Here is an 18,084-nt window from a genome sequence, read left to right as displayed (position 1 = left end):
TATTTTATTATTATTATTTACCTCCGTTTGCTTTTAAATCTGCTAGACATTGTGCATCTAGTGTTGGTATTTGACCTCCAGAAATCATATTGGTAATTCCTTGACTATTTTCTGCAGCCCAGTACATTAAACAATCTTCTTCAATACAGTGTTTTGGATGTGCTGCGTCTTCATGATCGCTTTGTAAATTTGTTCCTAAATTTGTTAATCCTAAAATATGACCGAATTCGTGATGAATTACCGATGATTCTAACAAACTTCTTTCTGGCTCAAAAGGACTGTTACTTAAACCATGAATTGTTTCTTCATAAATTACAAAAGACGTGTTCCAATATGCAGAACCTAGAATTGAACCTTGATCTGAATCTTTAGACGATTTTCCATTTATAAACAACACCCAAACTGCAATTGTTGTATTTGTATTGTATTGCGTTCTAAATTCTTTTTCTATTGCGACTACTTCATCCAAAGTATATACTGATTTTCCTGTTGAAGGGATTTTTTTTTCAATAAACTCAACTCCTTCTGGTTTAAAAGTTCTATTATTTATAAAATTTTTAAAGTTATTTTTTGCAGTTTCTGATGGTTTAAAACCATCAATATAAGCAACCTCAACAATCATCTTTTTAAAGCTATCTGCAGATAGTAAATCGTTTGCAGAAGAACCTGTTGCTTGTCTGTTTGTTGAAACATTTGTGTTTCCGTTATTTCCGTTATCCAACAGAACATCATTTTCTGATGAACAAGAAAAAAGGATGCTACAAATTAAAACTACTTTTAAAATACTGTATTTCATTTTACTTTTATTTAAAATTTTATGACTAATATGTTTGCACTACTAGTCGTAAAATTATGATCAACTAACCAAAAACCTATTTACATTAACTTTATATCTTCTTTAAAGCCAAAGTTACAGAAGCATCGGTTTTACTTTTTAACGTAATTAGCGTATTGCTATACGTACTTATTACCCAATTATTGCTTAATGCACTTACTGTTGTATTGCTTGCAAAATTGATGTTTACAAAAGCTTCTGTTTCTGAACTTACTGTGTAAGTTCCGTTAACTTCTCCTAAAGCGGAGTTTACAACGTTTTTAGCTACTACTTTTAAGTCATTTTTAAATTCGATAGACCAATTTGCATAGTCGTTTGCTGTATTTGCACCTGCAACCACAAAAGTTTCTACCTTAAATTTTGTTCCGCTTAAAATAGCTTCTACTTCTTCTGCTGTATCTTCAGCAGCGTCTTTTTCGTCTTCAAATTGAACACATTCTGAAATTGCATTTTGAAACTCTGCATCACTTTTAATTTGTACAGTTGTTCCGTTACTTAAAGTTACGCTTATTGGATAATTTACAGCAAACAATTCATCGTCTTGTAAATTTTTCATAAACGTATACAGTTGTTTTTCTGATTGTATAACTACACTTCCTGTTTGTTCTAAACTAACACTATACGTTAACATAGTAACAGGAAATTGAATGTCTACACAAGAAATAGCATCTTTTCCTTGAGATTCTGCAGTTTCACATTCTTGTTTTAACGTATTAAATGCTGATTGCGAATTAATAGTTACATCGGTATATGCGCTTGTTCTAACTCTAATAGGAAAACTAAATGTTACCGCATCGCTATCATTATTAAATTGACCCATAATGTTTAAAACAGCTGTAAAATCTAATTTACTTAATAATGTAATTTGTTGTCCGTTTACATTTGCCGTTAGTGGAAATAATAATTCTGTACATGCATTACCATCTAAAAAATCATCATCAGAACCATCATTCATTGTTGCTCTTTGATAATTTGATGCCGTTGGAGATGTAGATGAATTTGCGTTTGGATTTGTGCCAACTTGTGAGTTTTCTTCAGATTGACAAGAAGTGAATCCTAGTATTGCTGTCAAAGCAATTGCTGATATTATTTTTATTGTTTTCATACTATTAAATTTTAGATATATTGTTTGTTATTTATATTCGTAAAACAACTTTATGTTATTTTACCCTACTTTTTTGATTGGTTAATTTTTCACCCTTCTATAAGTAAAACAACTAAACATTTATTTACCCTACCTTCGCATCAAAATCTTTTATTTTTATTTTCTAAAATCTTTTTATGACTGATAAATCTCTTTGTGATGAAATGTATTTTAACGAATTTTATACTGCTCATATACAGGCTGCTAGTAATTTTGCATACTACAAGTCTGGCGATAAAAGCACTTCTTTAGATTTAGCCCAAGAAGCATTTATAAAAATCTGGGAGAATTGCGCAAAAATAGAGTTTTCAAAAGCAAAATCTTATTTATTTACAGTAGTTAATAATCTTTTTTTAAATATCATTAAGCACAAAAAAGTGGTTTTTGAATATGCAAAAAGTAGTCCGTATTTAGATATAGATAATCAAAGTCCAGATTATTTATTAGAAGAAGAAGAGTTTAAAGACAAACTAAAAAATGCGATTGCAGATTTAACAGAAGGAGAACGAGAAGTTTTTCTGATGAATAGAATAGACGGAAAAAAATACAGGGAAATTGCAGAAATGTTAGAAATCTCTCAAAAAGCAGTAGAAAAAAGAATGTCATCCGCATTAAAAAAGTTAAGAACTAAAATTGATGGTATTTAATTGATATAAGGTAGGGTAAACTACTTTTTAGTTGTTACTTATATAGAAGCATAAAAGATGGAAGATAAAAACGACATACTAAAATGGCTAAACAGAGAAACTTCGGATGAAGATCTTGTGCGCTTAAAAGAAACGGACGATTTTAAAACTTTAGAAAAAATTGCCCATTATTCGGCGCAAATAAAAACACCAAAAGTTGATGTTAAAGAAGCGCTTGCAGCTTTAAAAACCAAAACACAAGGCACTTCTAAAAAAGGAAAAGTTGTTCAATTTAATTTTAAACAATTGTATAAATATGCAGCAGCAATTGTTGTTATATGTACTACCTCGTATTTTCTATTATTTAACAACACCTCTAGTTTTAAAACCGAGTTTGCACAAACGAAAACTTTTAATTTACCAGACAATTCTGAAGTAGTTTTAAACGCAAATTCAGAAATTACCTATTCTAAAAAGGATTGGAAACAGAGCAGAAACCTAACGTTAGAAGGTGAAGCTTATTTTAAGGTTCAAAAAGGGAAAAAGTTTACTGTAAATACAGAAATTGGACAAGTAACTGTGCTTGGAACGCAATTTAATGTAAAAGAAAGAGCAAACTATTTCGAGGTTAAAACCTTTGAAGGTTTGGTAAGTGTTGCCTATAACGGTAAGAAGATAAAGTTACCTAGAGGAACTGTTTTTAAAGTAGTAAATGGTATTGTAGATACCACAAATACTTTTGATGTAAACGAGAAATCTTGGTTGCAAAAAGAATCTAATTTTAAAAGTATTGCTTTGCGTTTTGTTTTAGCGGAAATCGAAAATCAGTTTGAGTATACAATTGAAACAAAAGATGTTGATTTAGATATTTTATATTCTGGTGGTTTTACACATACCGATATAAATATAGCACTGCAATCTATTACAATTCCGTTGCAATTATCATATAAAATTGATGGTAAAAAAATTACCATTTTTAATTATGGTTCATAAAACATATTTTTTTATAATCACATTTTTATTAACAGTAAGTGTTACTTTTACTCAGAATTCTTCTGATAAAGTGGCGCTTTCTTCTTTAATATCAGCACTTGAAAAAACCTATGATATTAAGTTTTCATATTCTGATACAGATGTAAAAAACATTTTTATTGAGCAACCCAAAAAAGGAATTTCAATAGAAGAACTCTTAACTTTTTTAAACGAAAAAACGTTTTTACAATTTAAAACTTTAGACAACAGATACGTTACAGTTTCTTTTTTAAACAAGTCCATTTCTATCTGCGGAACAATTTTAGAATCAGAATTATTAACACCATTTGTATTAGCATCCGTAAAAGTAAATGGGTATAATTTAGGAACAACAACCAACAATGAAGGCGTCTTTTATTTAAAAAATGTTCCTGTAAATGCAATGTTAAGTATTTCTTTTATCAGTTTTAAAACCATAGTAATTGCTGCCAAAGAGTTGTTTTCTAATTCAAGTTGCAAAGAATTATTTTTAGAAGAAGAAACCGAGCAATTATCAGAAATTACAATGCCAAAATTTTTAACTTCTGGTTTGCAAAAAAGTGCAGATGGAAGTGTGGTTTTAAACACAGAAAAATTCGGAATTCTTCCTGGTTTAATAGAACCAGATATATTACAAACTATTAAAATTTTACCTGGTGTAGAAAGTGTAAACGAAAGTATTTCTACGATTAATGTGCGAGGCGGTACAAATGACCAAAATTTAATACTTTGGGACGGAATTAAAATGTACCATGCTGGTCATTTTTTTGGATTAATTTCTGCTTACAATCCATTTTTAACAAAGAAAGTTGCAGTTACTAAAAACGGTACGAGTAGCGCTTTTTCTGACGGAGTTTCATCAACCATAAATATGGAAACTTCAAATAGAATTACAAATACATTTTCTGGCGGAGGAGGTTTTAATTTATTGAGTGCAGATGCTTTTTTACAAGTTCCGATAAAAGAGAATCTAGAAGTACATATTTCTGCAAGAAGGTCTTTTACAGACCTCATAAATACACGAACTTATAATAATTATTTTTCACGAAGTTTTCAAGACAATTCTATCTCTTCTAGTACTATAAATAACGCTGAATCAGATTTTTACTTTTATGATTATTCTTTTAAAGTTTTGTACGATTTAAACTATAAACATGCTATTAGAACTAATTTTATCTATATTAAAAACAGTCTAGATTATAAAGAAAAATACAGCTTTAACAATACAATAATTGAAGAAGATAGTGCTTTAAAGCAAGAAAATTTAGGTGCAAATATTACTTGGAACGCCAATTGGAATTCTAAATTTTCTACCAATTTATCTGCTTTTTTTTCTGATTATAAAATAAATTCATCCGATTATAATAGAGACACAGATCAATTTCAAACGCAGTTAAATAATGTATTAGAAACAGAGATAAAACTGAATTCTACTTATGAGTTTTCTGATGTTTTACATTTTACAAACGGACTTGTTTTTAACGAAATTGGAATCACAAATACCACCACTGTAAATGCACCAACTTTTTCTAAAACACTAAAAAATGTGTTGCTAAAAAGTGCTTTTTATTCTGAAATTGAATATCAAAAAAAGAATACGTTTGCACGTTTTGGTTTGCGTTCTAACTACTTTCATAAGTTTCAAAAACTAGTAATTGAACCTAGAATTAACATCCAACAGAAATTAAATTCAGAATTCTCTTTAAAACTAGAAGGAGAGTTTAAAAACCAAACTACCGCCCAAAAAATAGATTTTGAAGATAATTTTTTGGGCATCGAAAAACGAAGATGGATTCTTTCTGATGACGAAAAAACACCAATTATAAAGAGTAAACAAGCTTCTTTTGGTTTAGAATATTCTAAAAATAAATTTTATATAGATATTACTGGTTTTTATAAAAAAGTAGACGGAATTACCGCTGCAAATCAAGGGTTTTACAACAACACGCAAACCTTTAATTCTATTGGTAATTATGATGTAAAAGGTGTAGAGTTTTTAGTAAATAAACAAACTGATAATTTAAGTACTTGGGTAAGTTATACGTACTCTAAAAACGATTATACGTTCGATATTTTTAATCCACAAACCTTTTCTAATAGTTTAGATATTTCGCATTCATTAAGTGCTGCGTTTAATTATGATATAGCTAAAAATTTAAAAGTTTCTTTTGGTGGTGTTTTAAGATCTGGAAAACCTTATACAAAACCTATTGAAGGTAATGAAACCATCCAAAATGGAAATAGAACCATTGTAAATTATAACAACCCAAACCAAGAAAGGTTAGCTAATTTCTTTAGAATCGATTTGTCTGGAAGTTATGATTTTAATTTTTCGGAAGCTGTAAAGTCTACCATTCGTATTGGTTTTACCAACCTTACTGATAAACAAAATACCATAGATTCTTACTATGTTGTAGATAATTCTAGTACCAATAATGTAAGAAGAGTAGATAATTTTTCTTTGCCTTTTACCCCAAATTTAAGTTTTAGAGTAAATTTTTAGTATTAAAATTTATTCATTCTAATATGCGGAATTCCGTCTTCTAAATACCCTTCTCCAACTTGTTCAAAACCATGAGATTCGTAGAATTTTTTTAAATATACTTGGGCAGAAATCGTTATTTTATCAACTTTAAAATGAGTTTTTACAGCTTCAATAGAAGCTTTCATAAGATCATGACCAAAACCAAATTTTCTTTCATTTTCTTGCACAACAACTCTGCCAATACTTGCGTTTTCAAAATAATCACCTGGTTTAAAAATACGAGTATAAGCAACTATTTTGTCATTTTTTACACCAAAAACATGTACTGCTTTTTGATCTTTAAAATCTAAATCTTGATACACACAATCTTGTTCAACCACAAAAACTTCTGAGCGTAATTGTATAATTTGATACAACTCGTGAATTGTAAATTCGTTAAATAATTTTATTTTAAAATCCATATTTAAGAAATAGGTTTCTGCTTTTGAAGAAATAACAGAAAGATTAACAAGAAATTTTAGTAACTCTATTTTGATGGCGACCACCTTCAAATTTGGTAGTAAGAAAAATATCTACAAAACCAATAGCTTGTTGTAAAGAAACAAAACGTGCAGGAATTGCTAATATATTTGCATTGTTATGCTGTCTTGTTAAGGCAACCAATTCATTATTCCAACACAATGCAGCTCGTATACCTTGATGTTTGTTTGCGGTCATTTGTGCGCCATTACCAGAACCACAAATAATAATACCTAATTCTGCTTTACCAATTTCTACAGCTTCTGCCGTTGGATGAATAGCATCAGGATAATCCATAGAATCATTTGTATCTGTTCCAAAATTTAAAACTGTATACCCTTTATTCTCTAAATGTTTTATAATTTCGAATTTGTATTCTGTACCTGCGTGATCGTTACCAATTGCAATTGTCATAATTTAATTTTAAATTGTCTTTACGAGCAAGAAAAACGAAGTAATTTTTTTGTTAATTAACAGATTGCTTCATTTCATTCGCAATGACTTAGTTATATCAACAAAAGTACAGAAACTAACGGTTATCAACAGTTATAAACAATCAAAAATTCATCATTTTTAATAACCTTTTAATTTTTAACTCTTTAGCTATATTACTAAATTGTTAAGAAGTATCGGTAAAGTTTTACAAGTAAATTTGGTGAATTAAAAAATTATTATAATACAGTGAGTAGTTTAACATACACAACTTTTTTTATGAGTTTTTGATAAAAGTTTATCAACATAAAATTTACATTTTATTTACATTAAAAGGCATGTTAATTATTAAAAAAAGATGGTTAATTACTGTTTATAAGTTTTGTTAATAACTCCATTTTTTAGTTGATTTTAAACTCTTTAAATAACTCATAACATGTAGATGGTTTTTAATAACTCGTTTCTAAAAGGAAAATAGTAAAATTTTATAGTAGCTATTCACACACTATTATAAACACCATTGTTTTTTAAAATTTTAATAAAAGAAATATACTTATAATATAGAATGTTTATAACTGTTGAAAAGGTAATTTTTAAAAATTGGTTAAGCACTGTTCATTTTATTTTAAAGTCTTAAATATACTAGATTTTACAAAGAGGCATTTTAAAATACTTACCTTTAAAATAATTAATTTTCTACTAATTATAAATAACTAAAACAAATTTTATATACATATGAGATATCATAGCTTACTTTTTTACTTTTTTATATTTATAATATCTTTTACTTATGGTCAACACACCAATATTCCTGATATAAATTTTGAAGAAAAATTAATTAATCTTGGTATTGATACTACTATTGATGGTAAGGTTCTAAACAGTAATATAGAAAATATAACTAATTTAAATGTTTCTAATTCTCAAATAACAGATTTAACAGGTATAGAAGGTTTTGTTGATTTAATGCGTTTAAATTGTGATGATAATCAATTACAAAGTATAAATGTAAATACAAATATTTATTTAGAATATTTATCTTGTTCTACTAATAAATTAGAAAGTTTAGATGTTACTAATAATGTTTATTTAAAAGATTTATTTTTCTTTGGGAATCAATTAACTAGTATTGATCTTAGTAATAATACTTTTTTAAAATATATATCTTCTGGTTATAATAATTTAAAAAATTTAGATCTTAGTAATAATACTTTTTTGCAAGATTTATTATGCAACGATAATAGTTTAACTAATTTAGATATTAGTTTAAATACATCGTTGCAATATTTAGATTGTTCTAGCAATAAGTTAGTAAGTATAAATATTACTGACAATAATTTTATTCAAAATTTTTATTGTTTTAATAATAAATTAACAAGTCTAAATTTAAAAAATGATAATAACACAATTTTGGATAATTTTAATGCAACAAATAATTTTAATTTAAATTGTATTCAAGTTGATGATGTAAATTATAGTTCAACAAATTCTAGTTGGATAAAAGATGCTTCTGGGTCTTACAGCGAAAGTTGTTCAACTGCAAGTATAGCTTCTAAAGATATATTAAAAAGCATTCGTTTAATAGTATTAAAACAACAAAAGGTTAAAATAATAACACCAGTAAACGTGAGTTTTAAAATTTATAACATAAACGGATCAGAAGTATTAGAAGAAGAAAATTTAATAAAAAAGAAAACTATTTTAGATTTAAATAGATTTTCAGTAGGCGTATATATTTTACATTTACAACATAAAAACGTTCAATTTAGCAAAAAGTTTATACTGTATTAGAAGATTTGTTATTATAGTAGTTTATAATCAACTAAATTAAATTTTAAATAAACATAAGACCAACTGTACTCTAAAAATGGATAGTTTGCTTAAAGAAATTAAAATAGAGTATCACTTATAAAAAATTTGATATTAACAATATTTTTAAATGCTTTGTAGTTTAACTTAGGTTAAACCGTTTTCTTTTCTGCTTTTAAAAAATACAAAGTGTCTTTTTGAATTTCTACGGTTTGATTAGAATTATCATCTGTATTTAAAGAAGTATTTATACTAAGTACAGTAATAAAGATTCCTGCAAGAAATATAAAGGCGAATAAAGCGACAATTTTTCGTAGATTTTTCATGTTAAAAATATAACTTATTTCTATAAAGACGTTTTTTTTTAGAAATTGTTACAAAAATTTTAAGATTTTTTTAACAAAAAAACCACTTAACTATGTTAAGTGGTTTTTTAAATGAAGTTTTAAAAAGTAATTTACTCTATAATTATTTTTTTAGTTGCTATTTTTCCGTCTTTATTAATATTTAAAATATAGCTTCCTTTACTTAAATTTGAAATTGTAATTTTAGAAGAAGATATTTTTCCTTTTTTAACTACTTGGCCTAATAAAGAATATATTTTAAAGTCACTATTAAGATATTCAGAAGCGATATTAATATAATTTGATGTTGGGTTAGGATACACCATTAAAGTATTCTTAGAAACCTTATTTATAGATAATGTAGCAGGATCTAACATGTATAATTCATTTCCTGTTATACCATCATCACCTTCGAAGTATAATTTACCATTTAATACAACAATATCGTCAATATCCTTAATTGTAGTATCTAATTGCACTGAAGTAGTCCCGTTTGTTCTAAATACATAACCGTTTGTATTATCCGAAGGTTCACCTCTGTAATATATATAATCACCCAAAACAGCATAGTTTGAAGGATCATGATTATTACCACCAGTTGCTGTACTGCCTGTAATATTACTAATATTTGTTACTGTATCTGCAGTTGGGTCATATCTCCAAAGTTGATCGTTTGATTCACCTGTATCACCTTCAAAATATAAACTACCATTCCATACAAAATATTCAGCTGTACTGCCTACTGCACTTGCATTTGCAACAGCTATAGTTCCTGCTGTTGTTCCATCTGTTTTCCAGACATTTCCTAAGGCTTCAAAATAAACTTCAGAACCTATGGTTACAAAATTGCTGATTCCAGCATTATCAGCATTTCCAGTAACATCTTTAATTAATGTGTATGCATTAGTTGTAAAATCGTATTCATACAATTCAATACCAATTGTTGGATCATCTGTAGTGGTTCTTCCATAACCAATTATTTTACCATTTAAAGACGTAAATTGAGCTCCTATAAACTCTACATCTTCGGTACCAGTATTTGCTACTTTTGATTGAGTTGTGCCATCAAATTGATATAAACCGTTGGCATCTAAAGTATTTATATAGTAAATTAATCCATTTAATTCTATCGGATTAAATACAAAACTACCACCAGTTGCATTGGTTCCTGCTTCAGTTCCATCAGAGGAAAATAAAACATTTCCAGAACCTGTATTTGCACTAAAATACATTGTACCATTAAATTCAAAAAAGAAATTTGGTGAAGAATTGTCAGATCCTGATCTTAAATCTTTTACAAATGTGGTACCAGTTTCTGTACCGTCTGTAACCCATAATTCATCTCCAAGATCTGCAGCTCCAGGAGTGTTAGAACCATTTGAATCATCTGCTTGAAAATAAATTTTGTTATTAAATACAAATAAATTTTCTGGTGATGAACTTAATGATCCTGAATCGTTAATTTCTTTAACTTTAACAACTTGTGCGTTGCTTGTTAAAAATGTAATTAAAGTAATTGCTAATAGTAATTGTTGTTTCATAATATTTGTTTTAAGTTAATATTTATTGTGGTAATGTGGGTATTATTGTTCTTCTAGTGGGTGTACTTAGTGTATTTATAAATGCTAAAACAGCATCTATTTCTTCTTTATTTAATTCTAATTTTTTTAGTAAAGGTGATGTTGTAGGTAGTAAAGAATCTCTACCAATACCTATATATTTATTTTGGATAGGAGCCGGGTTTCCTAAGTTATAAAATTCAACAACATCTAATAAAGACGGAAAGTGACCATGATGCATCCAAGGTTTCGTATTGGCAACTTCTCTTATTGTTGGCGTTCTAAATTTACCAATATCTTCTTTTTTGCCGGTAACATTATACCTACCAAAATCTTCATCTTTTGTACCAAAAAGTGTTTGACCATCATTATGAAATTGATTATCAGAAAAATACCCTGTATTGTGGCAATTTATACACCTAGCTTTGGTTCTAAAAATATGCAGACCCAAAACTTCTTGGTCTGTAAATTTATCTGATTTACCAGTTATAAATTTATCAAACTTAGTTAACGGACTTTTTACTGTTCGTTCAAAAGTAGCTATGGCATACTGTATTTTTTGTAATGTAATTTCTTGATCACCAAAAGCTTTTTTAAACAATGGTTTATATCCTTCTATATTTTTTAAATTATCAACAGCATATTCTAAATCCATATTCATTTCTAACTTATCCGGAATAGGAAACCTTGCTTGATCTTCTAAACTAGACGCTCTACCATCCCAAAAAAGTTCTTTAGCGTGCGATACATTTAAAATAGTCATAGAATTTCTGCTACCTGTTTGCCTATCATGACCAAAAGATCTAGTAGAATTATCTGTCCACCCTAATTCTGGGTTATGGCAAGAAGCGCAAGCAATTTGCCCGCTTTTTGATAATCTAGGATCAAAAAACAATGTCTTTCCTAATTGTTTTTTTTCATTTGAATAAGGATTATCTATTGGATATTCTACCTCTGGTAGCACACCAATATCTTTAAAAGTAGCTTTATCAATTAAAGAATCTAGATGTGGTTTTGGCCATTTACTAGCATCTGGTTGAGAATATAATTTTCTTAAATGAGAAATATCTTTATATTCTTCTTTTTCCTTTTTATTATAAGATAAAAAAAGGAATATTGCACAAACAAAAAATAAGGACTTTTTTATCATAATTTTATTTATAAATTAATCATTTCATAACAGTTACTATTAGGCAAATCTGGTTCTGGTTGTCCAGGTAAATTATTATAAACCATTGGCAAAGTAATAATGGTACCGTTTACTTGAGAAAAATCATAGGTAATTTCAAAATCCATTCGCCATAAATTAGTTGCAGCATCTAGTATTTTATAAGTTCCACTTCCGCTAATTGGTACAGAAAAACTTTTATTATCAGAAGTTCTTATTAGAATTAAATTCTGTGCAATTACTGCCATTTTACCACCGGTTGTACTGTTTCCGTTTGTAGGAAAAAACTCTATAGATTCAATTAAAGTTAATCCTGGAGATTTTGAAGATATACCATTAACTAAACTTCTAATAGCAAAAACATTTACACCTAACCCAGTTGAACTTTTAAAACCTATTTTAAAACGATGGTGATAAATATCATCATTTTCATTATTTGGTGTGTTATTATCACTTATAAAAACTGCATTAGCAGCTGTTTTATTAACAACAACAGGAACTGAAAAAATATTTGTTGCAAACCATTCACACTTTCCAGGTATATCTGTATCAGGTCTCCAATATTCTCCTCTTAATCTGTAAAAAACATCTGATGTATTGTAAAAATTAGCTGCCGGATTTCCGTCTCGATCAATTTTAATTGGCTTATTAATTTGTAAAGACTCGTTTGTTCCTTTTTTATAATTAGGAATATCTAAAAGCGATAAAAAAGCATTTAAGGAAACATCATCATTAATGTTTTCATTTACGGTTAGTGTAAATTCTACTTCATTTTCTTTCGTAATTGGTTTTCTAACCACACTATAATTAAAAGTTGAAGGTTGGCTAAACAAAGGAATATTCTCTATATCAGAAGCAATAAATCCGTTAGGAAAAAGCACGCTAAAATTAAAAGTTTCATTTAGTTTACCACTAATTTCTTTTCTGTTAATATTAAATAAATAAGAAAACGCTGTTTCTTTAAAACCGATGGTTAGCTCTTTATTTTGTATTTGTGTATTAGGAGTTCCAAGTATAATATTAGCATCACTAACACTTGTAAGTTCTAGTTTTATTTGTGGATTTTTACTTAAATCCCATCGCTCATTTAGTTTTATAAAAATGGTGTCAATTCTTTTTTCATTGGTAAAAGACAAACTATTTATAGGTGTAATGCTATAATTATCTATACCTGTTACACTCGTATTAAAAGTAACATTTATTGGGTTTTTTATGTTGGCTGTTGTTATGGCAACTGGAATTTTTAAAGTTTTTAAATTGTCTTTTTGATATGTTGTTTTTGCTAAAAGGTTGCCATTTTTTTCTGGAAATTCTAACACATTATTGTTGCTATCTACCAACAAAAAGAAACGGACAAATGAATTATTTTCTCCATTAAATCTTTTACTATCATCATTTTCACAAGAAAAAATAACAAGTACAAGTAAACCGAAAAATAGGTGTTTAATAACCTTCATTTTGTATAATATTTTCGTTAAAATTTATGCTCGAATCTGGAATTGGCAATACAAAAAAGTTCGATGGATAGTTTAAATTACAAACACTTGCCAAACAGTCTTTATCTCTAACAACATTCTTTTTATAACGCGCCAAATCAAAAAATAAATGAGATTCAAAAGCCAATTCTCTTCTGCGTTCTAAAAAAATTTCTTGTAAAAGATTTGTTGTTGTACTTAATGCTGATAAACCAGCTCTTTCTCTAATTTTATTTACATCAATTAAAGCATCGTTTTCTTTGGTTGTTCTTGCATTTGCTTCTGCTCTTATTAAATAGAGTTCAGACAATCGTATGTAATTTGTTCCTGCATCATTTTGAAACTTTTTGGTAAAAGAATAGGGTAAATTAAGTAGCACTCCAGCAACATTTGTTAATAGATTTTGTTTGAGAAATAAATTGCCACGAATATCATTTGATGCATATAAACCTAACAAATCTCCAGAGGCTACAAATTTTGCATAATTTGTTGTGGATTCATAACCAAAATGCTCTCTAATTGAAGAGGATACAGAGTTATCACTATCTCTTGGCGCAGAAAATTCTAGTACAATTTCAGAAATTGGCAGTTCTTCTTTTTCCCATTCTGCAATATAATTTTCTTTTGTAGTAAGTGCAATGCCAGAAGTTGTAATTACATCATTAGAAAAGGTAAATGCTTGCGGCCAATCATTCATTTGCAAAGCAATTCTTGCATACAAAGCTTTTGTAGTCATTTTGTTAAATAACGCATAACTTGGTGCTGTAAAAAAATGGGTATCAGTAAATAATAAAAGTGCAGTATCTAAATCTATTTTCAATAAATCATAGGTCTCTTTCATTGTTTTTCTAAACGGAAACTCTTCGCCAATTAACAATGATTTTGTGTTATAAACAATACCTAAATGAGAAGCATCCGCAGTAAAATTATAGTTTTGTGCATATAACAAACTTACCTGGTAATGTGCAAAAGCTCTACAAACTAATAATTCTGCTTTTAATTGATTTTTATCACTTTCAGATAAAAAAGTATAGGTTTCAAAGCGGTCTAAAATTACGTTTGTTTGATTTATGATACCATAAAATTCTTGGTAGTAACCTTCATAATCAGATTGTTGCTCATCGTCATTAAAAGAATAACTATTTTCAAAAGCTGACGGAATAGCAATTGTTTTGTTAGCAACAGCGGGTGTAAATGTTAAATTACCACCTTGTAAATCTGCGTATACCAAACTATTATTAGATTGTATGGCTTCAATATCTTTGTAAACACCATTTAAAGCTTCTAAAACTCCTGTTTTTGTTGATAATTGCTCATTTATAGAAATTTGTTGATCAGGTTCTTGATTTAAAAAATCATTACAAGAAAAAAATATCAACAAGAAAAAAACGATAAAGAGTTTAGTTGTTTTCATACTAAAATGTTGTGTTTATGCCCAATGTAAAGTTTCTTGATTCTGGGTATTGATTTCTAAATTCTGCTATTCCGTTTTTGCCTTCTGGCGATATATCTTTAAACCAATAATATAAATTTGAACCATTAAATACTACAGACAAACTATTTACAGGAAAATTATATTTTTTAACAGGAAAATTATAACTTAAACTAACCGATTTTAATTTGATGTGAGAATTATCAAACAAATATTTTGTTGAGTTTGTTATTAAAGGATTGTTATTAATAATTATTGGATGAATAGCAATATCTCCAGGATTAAACCAAGCGTCTTCAAAAATATTTACATTAATGTTTCTGTTAGTCAATACATTATAATTGTCATATAAAACTCTGTCTACCAGCATATCTGCACCGTAAGCATAAGACATAATAATGTTTAAATTAAAATTTTTATAACGAATACTATTTCTTAATCCGCCATAAAAATCGTCTTGAGAATCGCCAATTGGTTTCCAATCTTTAGCATCAAATAAGCTTCTAACTTGTGCGCCGTCATAAATTTGATCATTTACATTAAATAATTCTCTACCAGTTGCTGGATCAATACCAATAAAATCAAAACCCCATAATGTTGAGGTAGAAAAGCCAATGGTTTGTGCTCTTGCATTTTCTGCCGCAGAAAAAGCAGAACCTAAACCAACCAAAGAGGTAACTTTATTTTCTATGGTTGTAAAATTAAAGTTTGCACTCCAAGAAAAGTTTTTATTTTTAACAATTTCTGCATTTAATGCAAATTCAATTCCTTGGTTATACATTGCAGCACCATTAATTTCGGCTGATGTAAAACCAGATTCTACAATTACATTTCTAGTAACAATTTGGTCTACAATTACATCTCTAAAAAAATCTGTGGTAAATTGAAACTTACGCAAGAAATTAAAATCTAAACCAACATTAAATTTTTTATTTGTTTCCCAAGTTAAATTAGGGTTTGGTGCAGAAGATAAATTAGCATAATTAAAATCATTATAACCAGCGCCTCTATTTTTTGTATATAAACCCAATGCTCTGTAAGAGCCAATTCTTGAATTACCAGTGGTACCGTAGCTAATTCTTGCGCGTAAAAAATCTATGAATTTATTATCCTTTAAAAAATCTTCTTTGCTAATATTCCAGCTTGCACCAATTCCGCCATTAAAAGCAGTGTTTCTATCATTACCAAAAGCAGAACTTTGGTCTAAACGTAAGTTTATTAAGAAGAAATATTTTTTACTAAAATTATAATTAAACTGACTAAATAAAGATCTACCAGTATTTTCTGAACTATCGTTTTGAAAATCTTTTTTGAAAGCGTTGCTAATAATAGACATTGCATTTGTAAAATCTTCAAAACCATCACCTTTTGAGTATGTAAAATCAACTTTTTCTTGTCGTAATTCAATTCCTAAAATTCCATCAAAATTATGATTTTCACCAAAAACTGTGTTGTAAGCAATGTTAGAGTTCCAGTTCCAACGTTGTGTATTTCTATCTCTTACCACACGTCTTCCTTTTACCAAACCAAAACTATCTGTTGGGTCTCTATAGAAACGAGAATCTTTATCAGTACCAAAATCTCCAGAATCATTTAAACCAGAAAAAAACCTATCTTCATCTTTTTTAGAAAAATCTAAACCAAATAATGAAGATATTTTTAATTTTTTACTAAAAGAGTAATCTGCTTTTAAACTGGTTAAAAAAGCAAAAGTTTTAGCATCAGATATATTTTGATTAGCAACTGCTATAGGATTGCCATAGTTTGCAAAAGGAGTAAAGTCGCCATTTTCATCAAACGGAGCAATATCTGGTTGTAATGCAAAAGAATACAGCTTATTTGGGTCTTTTTTTAAGGTTATTGATGGTGAAAAAACCAAAGATGCATCAAATTTATCTTTTCTATAACCTAAAGAAAAAGAAGAATTTAATTTCTGATATGAATTGTTTATTTGTGCTTCAGCCGTTTTTTGAAAACCTAAACTTACTCTGTATGTAAAGTCTTTTTTACCACCAGAAGCACTAAAGTTTACTCTATTAAAAAGGCCGTCTGTGTTTAATAAATTAAACCAATTGGTATTTATGCCGTTCCAGGGTTGCACTCCTTGTAAATTTCCGCTATTTCTATTGTATTCATTTAAAATAGTTCTGTATTGTTCGCCGTTTAAATATTTTAAACCACTAAACGCTTTGGTAATTCCAACTTGGCTGGAAGCATTAAATTGCAACGCTCCTTTTTTTCCTTTTTTTGTAGTGATTATAATTACACCATTTGCAGCATCTGCGCCATACAAACCAACGGCTGCAGCATCTTTTAAAATGCTAAAACTTTCTATATCATCTACACCAATTTTTGCTAACGGATTTAAAAAGTTTTCTGAAAGGTTACCGTCTCCGCCATCAAAAATAGTATTACCATCTAAACCAACTTCTTCTGCTAAAATAATACCATCAATAATAATTAAGGGTTGGGTAGAGGTGCCTACAACATTTCCGTTTAAAGGCGTTAAAGATCCTTGACCTCGAATATTTATTTTTACAGCCTCGCCAAGACGCGGACTTGTTTCAATAGAAACACCAGCAACTTGCCCTTCTAGTAACTCATCAAAAGAAACAACAGGTTGTTCTACGCCAAGATCTTTGGCGTTTACAGTAGCAATACTACCTACAACTTCTTCTTTTAATTTTTGCGTTCCGTAAGAAGAGGTAATTACAATTTCACTTAAATTAGTAGCACCTTCATCTAATAAAATTTCGAAATATGTTTTATTTTCTAGTGGAACCTCTTTTGTTTTAAAACCTAAATAAGACACTTCTAAAATTACAGAACCTACATCTGGATCGTTAATTAAATATTTAAACTTGCCATCGATATCTGTAACTGCTCCTTTCTTTGTTCCTTTAATTATTATTGTAGCATTCGGAATGCCAAAATTATCAACTTTACTTTTTACAATTCCAGAAATACCTCTTGTTTCAATGGCCGTTTTTTTATCAATAAATAATAGTTGTTTATTTTGTATGATGTAGTCTATATTAAGTTCTTTAGCTAGTATATTTAACACTTCTTTTAAGGGTGTGTTAGTTACATTTAAAGAAATATTTGTAGCATTATTTACTTTTTTTGCATTAAATAATACTCTGTAAGATGTCTGTTCTTCTATAGAATTTATAATTTCTTTTAAAGGTTTGTTTTTTTTGTTGATAGTAATATTTTGCGAAAATGAATGTGCAACGATTAGCATA

14 protein-coding genes are annotated in these 18,084 nt (G+C 28.4%); 4 read left to right on the top strand and 10 right to left on the bottom strand.

Annotated features, from left to right (window positions below; all coding sequences use genetic code 11):
* Positions 1–13: 13 nt before the first annotated feature.
* The gene (locus tag BTO16_RS13070) at positions 14–796 is read right to left on the bottom strand and encodes a membrane metalloprotease (RefSeq protein ID WP_105022116.1); all 783 of its coding nucleotides are present in this window, start codon (positions 794–796) and stop codon (positions 14–16) included.
* Between the two features lie 91 nt (positions 797–887).
* Positions 888–1,940, bottom strand: coding sequence for a hypothetical protein (locus BTO16_RS13065; RefSeq protein ID WP_105022115.1), 1,053 nt, complete (start codon positions 1,938–1,940; stop codon positions 888–890).
* Positions 1,941–2,116: 176 nt separating this feature from the next.
* Between BTO16_RS13065 and BTO16_RS13060 the strand changes: the two genes are divergently transcribed.
* From BTO16_RS13060 to BTO16_RS13050, 3 genes are read left to right on the top strand one after another with little or no spacing between them, the layout of a single operon-like run.
* A complete protein-coding gene (locus tag BTO16_RS13060; protein WP_105022114.1) occupies positions 2,117–2,626 on the top strand; it encodes an RNA polymerase sigma factor in 510 nt (169 codons plus the stop codon).
* Between the two features lie 57 nt (positions 2,627–2,683).
* On the top strand, positions 2,684–3,598 hold the full coding sequence (locus tag BTO16_RS13055) for a FecR family protein (RefSeq protein ID WP_105022113.1): 915 nt from the start codon (positions 2,684–2,686) through the stop codon (positions 3,596–3,598).
* Positions 3,561–6,119, top strand: a complete 2,559-nt coding sequence (locus BTO16_RS13050; RefSeq protein ID WP_105022112.1) for a TonB-dependent receptor — start codon at positions 3,561–3,563, stop codon at positions 6,117–6,119. The genes BTO16_RS13055 and BTO16_RS13050 overlap by 38 nt, the downstream gene beginning before the upstream one ends.
* Before the next feature lie 2 nt (positions 6,120–6,121).
* Here BTO16_RS13050 and BTO16_RS13045 read toward each other — a convergent pair whose 3' ends face one another.
* The gene (locus BTO16_RS13045) at positions 6,122–6,562 is read right to left on the bottom strand and encodes a GNAT family N-acetyltransferase (protein ID WP_105022909.1); all 441 of its coding nucleotides are present in this window, start codon (positions 6,560–6,562) and stop codon (positions 6,122–6,124) included.
* Between the two features lie 43 nt (positions 6,563–6,605).
* On the bottom strand, positions 6,606–7,034 hold the full coding sequence (gene rpiB / locus BTO16_RS13040; RefSeq protein ID WP_105022111.1) for a ribose 5-phosphate isomerase B: 429 nt from the start codon (positions 7,032–7,034) through the stop codon (positions 6,606–6,608).
* Positions 7,035–7,787: 753 nt separating this feature from the next.
* Between rpiB and BTO16_RS13035 the strand changes: the two genes are divergently transcribed.
* Positions 7,788–8,843, top strand: coding sequence for a T9SS type A sorting domain-containing protein (locus BTO16_RS13035; RefSeq protein WP_105022110.1), 1,056 nt, complete (start codon positions 7,788–7,790; stop codon positions 8,841–8,843).
* Between the two features lie 170 nt (positions 8,844–9,013).
* Here BTO16_RS13035 and BTO16_RS17665 read toward each other — a convergent pair whose 3' ends face one another.
* From BTO16_RS17665 to BTO16_RS13010, 6 genes are all read right to left on the bottom strand, one after another.
* The gene (locus BTO16_RS17665) at positions 9,014–9,187 is read right to left on the bottom strand and encodes a hypothetical protein (RefSeq protein ID WP_170064474.1); all 174 of its coding nucleotides are present in this window, start codon (positions 9,185–9,187) and stop codon (positions 9,014–9,016) included.
* A 131-nt stretch (positions 9,188–9,318) separates the two neighbouring features.
* Positions 9,319–10,746: a T9SS type A sorting domain-containing protein gene (locus tag BTO16_RS13030; RefSeq protein WP_105022109.1), complete on the bottom strand. Its 1,428-nt coding sequence runs from the start codon at positions 10,744–10,746 to the stop codon at positions 9,319–9,321.
* Between the two features lie 22 nt (positions 10,747–10,768).
* Complete coding sequence (locus tag BTO16_RS13025) at positions 10,769–11,914, bottom strand: cytochrome-c peroxidase (RefSeq protein WP_105022108.1); 1,146 nt, start codon at positions 11,912–11,914, stop codon at positions 10,769–10,771.
* Between the two features lie 8 nt (positions 11,915–11,922).
* Positions 11,923–13,389 carry a hypothetical protein gene (locus BTO16_RS13020; RefSeq protein ID WP_105022107.1) on the bottom strand — a complete coding sequence of 489 codons (1,467 nt, stop codon included), beginning with the start codon at positions 13,387–13,389 and terminating at the stop codon, positions 11,923–11,925.
* Positions 13,376–14,821 carry a RagB/SusD family nutrient uptake outer membrane protein gene (locus BTO16_RS13015; RefSeq protein ID WP_105022106.1) on the bottom strand — a complete coding sequence of 482 codons (1,446 nt, stop codon included), beginning with the start codon at positions 14,819–14,821 and terminating at the stop codon, positions 13,376–13,378. The genes BTO16_RS13020 and BTO16_RS13015 overlap by 14 nt, the downstream gene beginning before the upstream one ends.
* Position 14,822: 1 nt before the next feature.
* On the bottom strand, positions 14,823–18,083 hold the full coding sequence (locus BTO16_RS13010; RefSeq protein WP_170064473.1) for a SusC/RagA family TonB-linked outer membrane protein: 3,261 nt from the start codon (positions 18,081–18,083) through the stop codon (positions 14,823–14,825).
* Position 18,084 lies beyond the last annotated feature (1 nt).

It is taken from the genome of Polaribacter glomeratus, assembly GCF_002954665.1.
In the GTDB taxonomy this organism is placed as follows: domain Bacteria; phylum Bacteroidota; class Bacteroidia; order Flavobacteriales; family Flavobacteriaceae; genus Polaribacter; species Polaribacter glomeratus.
Note: the sequence above shows the minus strand (reverse complement) of the source record. Positions and strands in the feature narration are given on the sequence as shown.

What these genes read in the sequence shown, in the direction of transcription:
- BTO16_RS13070 (WP_105022116.1), bottom strand. Translation starts at nt 796, where the DNA reads ATGAAATACAGTATTTTAAAAGTAGTTTTAATTTGTAGCATCCTTTTT.
- BTO16_RS13065 (WP_105022115.1), bottom strand. Translation starts at nt 1,940, where the DNA reads ATGAAAACAATAAAAATAATATCAGCAATTGCTTTGACAGCAATACTA.
- BTO16_RS13060 (WP_105022114.1), top strand. Translation starts at nt 2,117, where the DNA reads ATGACTGATAAATCTCTTTGTGATGAAATGTATTTTAACGAATTTTAT.
- BTO16_RS13055 (WP_105022113.1), top strand. Translation starts at nt 2,684, where the DNA reads ATGGAAGATAAAAACGACATACTAAAATGGCTAAACAGAGAAACTTCG.
- BTO16_RS13050 (WP_105022112.1), top strand. Translation starts at nt 3,561, where the DNA reads ATGGTAAAAAAATTACCATTTTTAATTATGGTTCATAAAACATATTTT.
- BTO16_RS13045 (WP_105022909.1), bottom strand. Translation starts at nt 6,562, where the DNA reads ATGGATTTTAAAATAAAATTATTTAACGAATTTACAATTCACGAGTTG.
- rpiB (WP_105022111.1), bottom strand. Translation starts at nt 7,034, where the DNA reads ATGACAATTGCAATTGGTAACGATCACGCAGGTACAGAATACAAATTC.
- BTO16_RS13035 (WP_105022110.1), top strand. Translation starts at nt 7,788, where the DNA reads ATGAGATATCATAGCTTACTTTTTTACTTTTTTATATTTATAATATCT.
- BTO16_RS17665 (WP_170064474.1), bottom strand. Translation starts at nt 9,187, where the DNA reads ATGAAAAATCTACGAAAAATTGTCGCTTTATTCGCCTTTATATTTCTT.
- BTO16_RS13030 (WP_105022109.1), bottom strand. Translation starts at nt 10,746, where the DNA reads ATGAAACAACAATTACTATTAGCAATTACTTTAATTACATTTTTAACA.
- BTO16_RS13025 (WP_105022108.1), bottom strand. Translation starts at nt 11,914, where the DNA reads ATGATAAAAAAGTCCTTATTTTTTGTTTGTGCAATATTCCTTTTTTTA.
- BTO16_RS13020 (WP_105022107.1), bottom strand. Translation starts at nt 13,389, where the DNA reads ATGAAGGTTATTAAACACCTATTTTTCGGTTTACTTGTACTTGTTATT.
- BTO16_RS13015 (WP_105022106.1), bottom strand. Translation starts at nt 14,821, where the DNA reads ATGAAAACAACTAAACTCTTTATCGTTTTTTTCTTGTTGATATTTTTT.
- BTO16_RS13010 (WP_170064473.1), bottom strand. Translation starts at nt 18,083, where the DNA reads ATGCTAATCGTTGCACATTCATTTTCGCAAAATATTACTATCAACAAA.